Source organism: Zongyangia sp., from assembly GCF_965361945.1.
The window spans coordinates 1-9,212 of sequence record NZ_CBDTOK010000063.1 but is presented as its reverse complement, the minus strand read 5'-3'; the positions used below and the strand labels follow the sequence as shown (position 1 = coordinate 9,212).

Genomic DNA, 9,212 nt, shown 5'->3' with positions numbered 1-9,212 from the left:
TTTCACAACTTCATAATTTCATTTGATTTTAATATCCCTCCCGCACATCCCTCCAAAATCTGAGATGTGCGGGACACAAGGGAAATTAAAATATAAATGCCGGTGTGTCGGAATTGGCAGACGACCGCGACTCAAAATCCGTTGCGGGCAACCGCGTGCGGGTTCGACCCCCGCCACCGGCACCAGTCGAGAGCCTCGACGCGCAAGTCGCGTTCGGGGCTTTTGTTTTATTTCGGCTTTGCGCTCGCGTCTATGGTGGGTATCTTTTTTGTAACTCAAACGCAACAAATCCGAACCTAACACTGATTGGTGAGAGGTTCGGATTTGTTGTTTTTTTTGAGGATATCTCTCGAAAGGAGGGGCAAGACGATCATCTTTCGTCCTTGATTTTTGGATTTTTATAACCTATTATTGTATTAGCGTACACCCCTCTTAATTATTGAAAAAATCCAAGAAAACTTTTACAAAACAACAGCAAGGAATTCGGAGGCTTACAGGATAATCGATATCATGGAGGAAATGGTTGATGAAAAGAAAAATAAAATATGTGGCATTTTTGCTCGTGGTGATTTTTATTACAATCACTTTTTCAGTAATTCTTTTACAAACGCCTTCCAATAGATACTCTTATGATGATATCCCAAGAAAATATATTACAGGCGAAATTACTTCGATTTCTGAACAAGATGAGTATATCGAATTGTTGTTGGATAATGGCGAGCCAGCTTCGGTGACCATGACGGTCAATGGAAAATGCCAAATTTATGAAATAGTCGATGCAGATGTAAAAATGGCCGACTTTTCCAAACTGAAGACAGGTCAAACCATTCAATGTGACATAAGACTTTCGGTCACGCTTGAGAAAATAAACTCGTTTCATGATTGCAGGCAAATCTTTATTCTCCCAGACGAATGGCTGGGATGAGACCGCGCAAAAAGGCCATTTGGCAGAACAGAGGATAGCGGAGGTTCGAAATCTAAATTGACTACATCGGCCAAGCCTTCGGTAAGCACTGAGTTTACCGAAGGCTTATTTTGTTTGTATTTTAGGTGGATGTAAAAATAAAGTTTACCGCGTTTTCTGAAATTTTTGATGAGCTCCCAGCCTTTGTGGCCCAATAAAAAGCGGATGGTATTGAGCCATCCGCTTTTTTAGGTCATAAAACAAAATGAGATGAAACTATTTTCTCTTGCGGGAGAGAACCACAGCAGCGCCAGCACTCAGGGCCAGGACTGCCAGTGCTCCAGCGATCATGCTGTGATCGCCAGAAGACGGGTTCTCTTTGTCGCTATTGCCAGAACCGGATCCATTGGCGGAATCATTTCCGCTGCCAGACGGCCAATCCCAGTCCCCGCCGCCTGCCTGATCTTCGTCAGAGCCAGGAATGCTGGGCTTGTCGGTGCCAGGTGTGGGTTCTGGCTCTGTCACCGCCTCCTCTTCCCTTGTCACCACAATCACATATTCGCTCTCTTCACCTTCCAGGCTCAGCGTAACTACAATCTCGTTTTCTCCTACCTGCAGCGGGATCTCTTCAGAGTAGACTCCGCTCTCCAGCGCATCTTCTCCCAGCATGGCTGTGATGCCATCGGCAAAGAAGGCTTTCACCTGTACACCCTCTACCTCGTTTCCTACGGCAGCGGTGTAAGAGAAGGTGTCTTTGTCAAAGGCGGGAGTAAGAGTTCCTTCAGACAACTCCAGGCCATCCAGGAGAGGTTTCTCGCCTACAGGAGGCTGTTCTTCCTCTTCTCTTGTGACAGTGATGGTGTAGGTCTTATCCCCTGCTACCACGGTAATAGCATTAGGTCCAACCTCCAGGGCAATGTCCTCGGAGTAGGAACCGGAAGCGACATCCTTGCCGTTGACGGTGACAGCGGTGTCGCCGGTGTAGGTGGGCATGACCTTGACAGAGGAGACGGAGTTTGCCACGGTGGCGGTGTAGTTTAGAGTATCCTTGTCAAAGGCGGGATCCAAGGTACCGTTGGAGAGTTCCAGATTGCTCAGTTCAGTGGGAACGACAGGATCTGGGAAATCGGTGGTCCGATCCATCTGCTTCATGGAGTAGATCTCCAAAGAATCGATGGTAGCGGTGCCGTTTGTAAAGAACTCCATACCGGCGTTCTCAAACTCGGTGTAGATGAGACCTGCCACAGCGGCCTCACCGTAGTTTCCGTAGACGTCAAAGCAGATCTGATCCAGAATCATCCGCAGATTGATCTGATCGCCTTCCATCAGGGTCAGGTCGGGCTCGTAGACGCCCAGATAGCTGCCGCCGCCGGTCTTGGTCTTGTCTACATAGAGCTTGCCGTCTTCCCGGTTGTAGGTGATGACAAGCTCCTGGCCGCCGCCGGCTTCTCCGGTGCGCAGCTTAAAGCCTACCTGGGTCGCGGTGCCCAGGGTGATGGTGGCGTCGATATCGCAGAGGGTCGCCTGGATATCCTTCAGGACGTTTTCGCTGTTTTCGTCCACCTGGATGTCTTTGAGGTCTAGGATCTTTTCATCCCGCATGGAGTTGACCTCCTCAGCGGGGTAGCTGAAGAGTTTCACCTGGCCGTCCACCGTGTGGAGGCTGTGCTCCATGGGCAGGGACTGGGCGGAGTTCCAGTTTTTATCCTTCCACTGGGTAGAGGGATCCCGCAGCCAGCTGATGGAGATGGTGCGGCCCAGCTTCTCGTTGTGGAAGGTCTGGGTGGCATAGGTCTCAGGAGCCGGATTGCCCGGGCCCTGGTCGGCAATGCCGTTGAGGGCATAAATTTTGTCGGTTTCAGGGACAAACATGACAGAGTCGGGACCGGTTACCTCCATATGTCCCAGAATATAGAAGATACCGCCGCCGGTGTAAACCCATTTCACATTGTCAGGATCGCCGTCCACCGGCAGGGGGTAGAGGTCGGGGCACTCGGAATCAAAGACCTGGCCGTTGATCTGGGGCCGTCCGCAGAATTTCCAGTCAATGAGGTTGGGCGAAGTGAAGATATTCAGGTTGCCTACCGTCACCATGACCCAAATGCCGCCATTCTCCAGATCTTCGCTTTCATACCAGAAGACTTTGGGGTCCCGCAGGCCGCCGCCATAGATGTCGCCCGGGTTTTTGACCACCGGGTTGCCCTCATATTTGATGAAGGTCTGGCCGCCGTCGATGGAATAAGCCATGCTCTCCTTGGTATAGCCATATTCGCCGCCTACATTGGCGTAGAAGGCCACAATCCGGGAGCCGGGAGGCGTGTAGTTAGGCTTGGAAGGATCTTCTTCAAAGAGCCCGGAGGTGTTGTACCGGTCAATGACCGCTGAGCCGGACCAGGCCATGCCAAACTCATCCGGGGTGATAGCCAGGGGCAGCTCCCGCCAGTTGATCATGTCCTTGGAGATGGCATGTCCCCAGCTGGTGGTGCCGGAAAGCCCTTCTACACCGGTGTCAAAGGGCCGGTTGCACTGGAAGAAGAGGTGATAAAGCCCCGTTACGTCGTCATAGAACAGGCCGTTGGGGTCGTTCATCTGATACATATAGGGGGTGAAGTGGAGCTGGGGCCGGGCCGTCTCGTGATAGAGGGTGTCCGGATCCGGCTGCCGGGTGACGTTGATGGTGTAGGTGTCGGAGAGATCGGAACCGGGATCCCGGACCACCACCCGGACGGTGTTGAGGCCATCAGCCAGGTTGACGGAAACTTCCTCTCCCGGGGCGGCCTGCTGCTCGCCGACGGTGACGCTGTAAAGGGTGTCGTCAAAGTCGGTCTTTACCTTGACAGAGCTGACGCTGTGATCCACCTCGGCCCAGTAGGAATGCTCCGCCGGGTCAAAAGGTTTGTCCATCTCAGCGCCAACCAGCTCCAGTCCCTCCAGCTTAGGTGTTACAGCGGGATAGTAGTTGATATTGTCAAAGGTGGCGGTGGTGGGACCGGACACCATGACGCCGAAATAGCCGCCCTCGAAGTTTGGCAGGGAGATGGATTTATAAAGGGTGCCGTTGATGTAGAAGTTGGCGGTCTTCGACTCCAGATATTCTACCCGCAGATGGTAAATTTCGGTGGTCTTATCCCCGTCGGAAAGGCCGGCGGTTTCGATAAATTGGGGAGAATTATCCTTATGGGCAAAGGCCATAAAGTTGCCGTCGCCTTTGGCCGCCATGATGCAGTACCACTGGCTGGGATAGCCGGCTGGGTTGTCCGGATCCTTGACGCCGAAGATGAGGCCGCCGGCGTGGTTGCCGGCGCTGAGCTCCATATCCCCTTCAAAGATAAAGGAGGTGTTGCCGTCAATCTCAAAGTCCTCGGCAATGGCCCAGGTATTGCCGCCGGTGGAAACGCCCTGGAATCCGCCGGCCTCTGTGGTCCAGGTGCCGTTGACGCCCCGCCAGCCGGTGAGGTTGGAGGTAAAGGCGGCGTCGGAGCCGTTGATGGTGTAATAGACATGGTTAAAGGTGACGGTGGAATTGCAGGACATAACGCCGAAGTAGCCGCCCTCAAAGGTGGTCAGCTCTTTTTCCAGCAGGAGCCGGTCGCCCAGGTAGAATTTCACCGGGCCGTCCTCCACCTCACGGACGACCTTGAGATGGAAGGTGGTTTGGACCTTCTCATCATCGGTGAGGGGGAAGTCATGGATAAAGTCGGGATTGCCGTTGGTCTGGGCAAAGATCCGGGAAAGAGGACCGCCCCGGTCCACATTGATGCAGAACCATTTGCCGGAGGGGTTCTGGGGATCCTTGACGCCGAAGGTGATGCCGCCGGCGGTTTCTTCCAGGGGCAGCTCCATGTCCGCTTCAAAGGTGAAGGGATCGTGGGAGTTGACCGCCTTGGTGGACATGGCAAAGACATTGCCGGCGCCGGAGCCTTTAAAGCCGTCCTCGGTCATGCTCCAGGTGCCGCTGACGCCTCTCCAGCCGGAGAGATTGGTGACAAAGCCTTCCCCGGCAACCTTGCCGGTCTCGGTGAAGTTGACATTGTTAAAGATGCCGCCTCCGGTGCTCATGACGCCGAAATAGCCGCCCGCAAAGCCGGCGAAATCCTGGACAAAGACCTCCCTGTCGTCCAGATAGAATTTGAAGGTGGTCTCCCCTTCCCGCACCACCTTCATGTGGTAGGTATCCTTGGCCTTTTCCTCCTCGGTGAGAGGCTCGGCCCGCAGGACGTTGGGGGTTCCGTTGGTCTGATCGAAGAGCATGGTGTTGGAGCCGCCGTCAGCGGTGCGCTCCACATTGAAGCAGTACCAGCGGGTGATGGGGTCGTCTGGGTTCTGGACGCCAAAGACGATGCCGGAGGCATTGGTCTTGGGGGTCATATCCGCCTCGTAAACAAAGAGGACGTCGTCGCCGATCTCCTTGCCGGACATGGCGAACTGGTTGCCGGCGCAGTTGCCTTCATAGCCGTCCTGGGTAAAGTTCCAGGTGCCGGAAACCCCGTGCCAGCCGGAGAGGTTGGATGTAAAGCCCGCGATGGAGGTGCCTTCCTCGGTGAGGCTCACGTTCTGGAACACAGCTTTTCCGGTGGAAAGCACTCCGAAGGTGCCGCCCTCATAGGCTCCGTAGGTTTCGGTTTGCACCAGCCGCTCCCCGAGGTAGTACTCGAAGGTGGAAGCGTCCTTGCGCACCACCTTGAGATGGTAGGTATCTAGCCCCTTCTCCTCCTCGGTGAGAGGGATGATCCGCAGGCTGTCCCCAGGGTTGCCGTCGGTCTGGTTAAAGATTAGGATATTGTCCCCCTCCACGCTGAAGCAGTACCAGCGGGCAGTGGGGTTCTGAGTATCCTTGACGCCGAAGGCAAGGCCGTTGTTGTTGCTCTCCGGGGTCATGTCCGCCTCATAGGTGAAGAGGGCGTCGCCGGAAAGGGCCTTATCCGAGAGCAGGAAGCAGTTGCCCGCGCAGTCGGAAGCATAACCCTGGGGGGTCTCGGTCCAGGTGCCGCTCTGGGCGGTCCAGCCGGTCAGGTTGGAGACAAAACCCTGGGTGGAACCGGTGATGGTCAGCTTCACATTCTGCCAAACGCCTTTATCATTGGTCATCATGCCCACATAGCCGCCCTCGAAATTGTCGTGGGTGGCTTTATAGACAGGGGTATCGTCGATGAAGAACTCAAACTCGGTCTGGCTGTTGCGGACAATCTTTACATGATAGGTGTCCTTCTCCTCAATAGCGCCGGTCTGCACGCCGCTGAGGGGAGCGCCGTTGGTTTGGTCAAAACGGATGTATTGGTTGCTCCCCGGCATGACGCCGAAATTATAAAAGCGCTCGCTGGGGGTGCTGGGATTTTTCAGCCCATAGATGAGGGAGGCGTTGAAATCCGGGTTGGTGATGTCGGAGGTGATGTCCGCCTCATAGATAAACAGGTCGTCGGCCCCACCACATCGTCGGCGATGGCAAAGTTGTCCCCGCCGGCGGAGGTGCCGTGGAAACCGTCATCCTCAGCCGTCCAGGTGCCGGAAAGACCGTGGAGGTTGGTCAGATTGGTTTCAAAGCCGCCGGCCGCCGCGGCGACGCCGGGCAGGGCCAGGGAAACGGCCATGGAAAGGGACAGGATCGCCGGGAGCAGGCGGCGTTTGAGCAGTCCGCCCAGGCGAGAGGCCCTGTGTCGTTGTTTCATAAAAAAATCTCCTTCTTCTCGCAGGCTTTCCCCCAAGGGGACAGCCCAAGTTTTTATGCCGCCCTTTGACGGCGGGCACATCCGGTTTTCCCACGGCCAAAGCCATTCTTCCTCCCCTCCGGCCGCGAATATTTTGGAAAAACCAGTAAATAATTTCGTTATAAGATGCATGTATTATTTGTGCAATTGTAAAAACATTTCCCTTTCATATTTCGGCGCAACAGCAAATTTCCGCCGCCGTTTCTTGTGAAAAAGGACAAGATGTTGTACGTCTGGGAAAGGGTAAGAAAATACCGCTGGAGGGCATAGAAAGGCGGGAAAAGGGACATGCTGTAAGGGAAGGATTTTACCGTCCGCAGGGACGGCGGATTTTACAGCGGCAGAGCCGGCGGCTTTGGGGAGAAAGGAGGGATATCCTGTGAAGAAAAAGGTGCTTTTTTGCGCCTCCACCCTCTCCCACCTGCGCAACTTCCACCTGCCCTATCTCAAGGCCTTCGGGGAGATGGGCTATGAGGTCTGGGCGGCGGCGCCGGATGTGGGAAAGGTGCCCTATGCCCACACGGTGGTCACCCTGCCCATGAAAAAGAAGCTGACAAGCCCTCAAAACCTTACCGCCATCCTGGCCGCCCGCCGCCTGATCCGCCGGGAGGGGTTCTCCCTGCTGAGCACCCATACCGCCCTGGCCTCCGGGGTGGCGCGGGCGGCCCTTATGGGGATGAAGCGCCGTCCTTTGGTGGTCCATACCGTCCACGGCTACCTTTTTGGGGAGGAGGACGGGATGGGAAGATGGCCCTACCTTCTGCCGGAGATGCTGCTGGCCCCCCTCACCGACGTGGCCATGGTCATGAACCGGGAGGATGAAAGGCTCTGCCGGAAATACCGCCTGGCCCGGCGGGAGCCTGTATTCATCCCCGGCATGGGGGTGGACCTGGAGCGGTTTCATAGAAACCGGCCGCCGGAGGAAAGATGCCGGCTCCGGGAAAGGTGGGGGCTTTCCCCGGAGGATTTTGTCTTTGTCTGCGCCGCCGAATTTTCCCCCCGGAAGAATCAGGAGGCCCTTCTTCGGGCTTTTGCCCAGGCCGCCCCGGAGATGCCGGGGGCAAAGCTTATCCTGGCGGGGCAGGGGGATCTTTTCCAGCGCTGCCGCGCCCTTGCCGGGGAGCTTTCTATGGGAGAAAGGGTGCTCTTCCCCGGCTTTGTGGAGGACATGCCGGGGCTTTATGCCGCCTGCGACTGCGCCGTCTCCGCAAGCCGCCGGGAGGGGCTGCCCTTTCATCTCATGGAGGCCATGGCCTCCTCCCTGCCGGCGGCGGCAAGCGACGTCAAGGGCCATCAGGAGCTGATCTCCTCCGGGAAAAACGGCCTGCTCTTCCCCCTGGACAACCGGAAGGGATGCGCCCTGGCCCTTCGGTGGCTCTATACCCACCGGCAGGAGGCGGTTCAGATGGGCCGCCGGGGCCGGGAGATGGCGCGGCAGTACAGCTTGGACCAGGCCTTTCCTAAGATTATGGGGGTCTATGAGGAGGCCGTCCGGCGGTGGGAGGGGATGGGGCCATGAAGAAGCGTCTTGTCATCAGCGCCACCCAGTACCAGGAGAAAAGCAGCGGCATCGGCATCCTGATTTATGAGCTGTTTGGACGGCTGGCCCAGCATCCCGGCCGGGAGGCGGCGGTGCTTCTCTCCGCCGACAGCCCGCCCTTTCCCCAGGGCCAGGCCCGCCAGATCCGGATCCCGGTAAAGAAGGGGCGGGCCCTCCTCCGGGGGCTGTATGAGTCCTTTTGGATGGGGCGGCGCTACTGCAAAAACTGCCTTTACCTCACCACCGATTCCAAGATCCCCCTGCTGCTGCCCCCAAGCTGCCAGGTAATGCCGATGGTCACCGATCTGGCCCTCTTCCGGATGGGGGAGGCCTATCGTGCCTCCCGGGTCTGGTACTGGCGGCTCCAGTACCGTCTGCTGCGAAGGCGGGCGGTCTGCTACGGGGCCATCTCCCCCTTTACCAAAGAGGAGATGACAAGGCTCTTGGCCATCCCGGCGGAAAAAATCCACGTTATCCCCTGCGCCGCCGACCCGGCCCTGCGACGGGTCGAGGATGAAAAAACGCTGGAGGCTGTCCGGGAAAGATACGGCCTGCCGGAGCGCTATCTTCTCTTTGTGGGGAACTTTAACCCCCGCAAGAACCTGACCCGGCTCATGGAGGCCTTTGACCTGCTGAAATCCCGGCCGGCCGGAGCGGGCTGGAAGCTTGTCATCGCCGGGGAGCAGGGCTGGAAGTTTGACAGGGAGAAGGCCCTTGCCGCCATCCGCTGCCGGGAGGATGTCCTTTTCTCCGGCTATGTGGCGAGGGAGGATCTGGGGGCCCTCTATTCCATGGCAGGGGCGTTTTTATTCCCCAGCCTTTATGAGGGGTTCGGCATTCCGGTCATCGAAGCCCAGCAGTGCGGCGCCCCGGTGATCTGCTCCGGCGCCTCCGCCCTGCCCCAGGTGGCGGGGAGGGGCGCCCTTTATGTAGACCCTATGGATCCAGAGGACATCTGCCATCAGATCCACCGGCTTCTCACCGACCCCGCCCTGGGAAATCAGCTGCGGCAGGCGGGGTATGAAAACGCGTCCCGTTTTTCCTGGGAAAGATCAGCGAAAGC

General features: G+C 56.8%; 5 protein-coding genes and 1 tRNA gene. 4 read left to right on the top strand and 2 right to left on the bottom strand.

All coding sequences use genetic code 11. The features are described from left to right. Window positions 1–98: 98 nt before the first annotated feature. Window positions 99–185, top strand: a tRNA-Leu gene (locus ACZ25G_RS04025). A gap of 341 nt (window positions 186–526) precedes the next feature. Beyond that, window positions 527–925, top strand: a complete 399-nt coding sequence (locus tag ACZ25G_RS04020; RefSeq protein WP_463681625.1) for a hypothetical protein — start codon at window positions 527–529, stop codon at window positions 923–925. A 255-nt stretch (window positions 926–1,180) separates the two neighbouring features. Here ACZ25G_RS04020 and ACZ25G_RS04015 read toward each other — a convergent pair whose 3' ends face one another. Together ACZ25G_RS04015 and ACZ25G_RS04010 are read right to left on the bottom strand one after the other, a co-directional pair. Then, window positions 1,181–6,196, bottom strand: a complete 5,016-nt coding sequence (locus ACZ25G_RS04015) for a cadherin-like beta sandwich domain-containing protein (protein ID WP_463681624.1) — start codon at window positions 6,194–6,196, stop codon at window positions 1,181–1,183. A gap of 44 nt (window positions 6,197–6,240) precedes the next feature. Then, complete coding sequence (locus ACZ25G_RS04010; protein WP_463681623.1) at window positions 6,241–6,570, bottom strand: hypothetical protein; 330 nt, start codon at window positions 6,568–6,570, stop codon at window positions 6,241–6,243. A 418-nt stretch (window positions 6,571–6,988) separates the two neighbouring features. Between ACZ25G_RS04010 and ACZ25G_RS04005 the strand changes: the two genes are divergently transcribed. After that, a complete protein-coding gene (locus ACZ25G_RS04005; protein ID WP_463681622.1) occupies window positions 6,989–8,128 on the top strand; it encodes a glycosyltransferase family 4 protein in 1,140 nt (379 codons plus the stop codon). Further along, the coding region (locus ACZ25G_RS04000; RefSeq protein WP_463681621.1) for a glycosyltransferase family 4 protein at window positions 8,125–9,212 on the top strand (1,088 nt) is incomplete at its 3' end. The genes ACZ25G_RS04005 and ACZ25G_RS04000, both read left to right, overlap by 4 nt.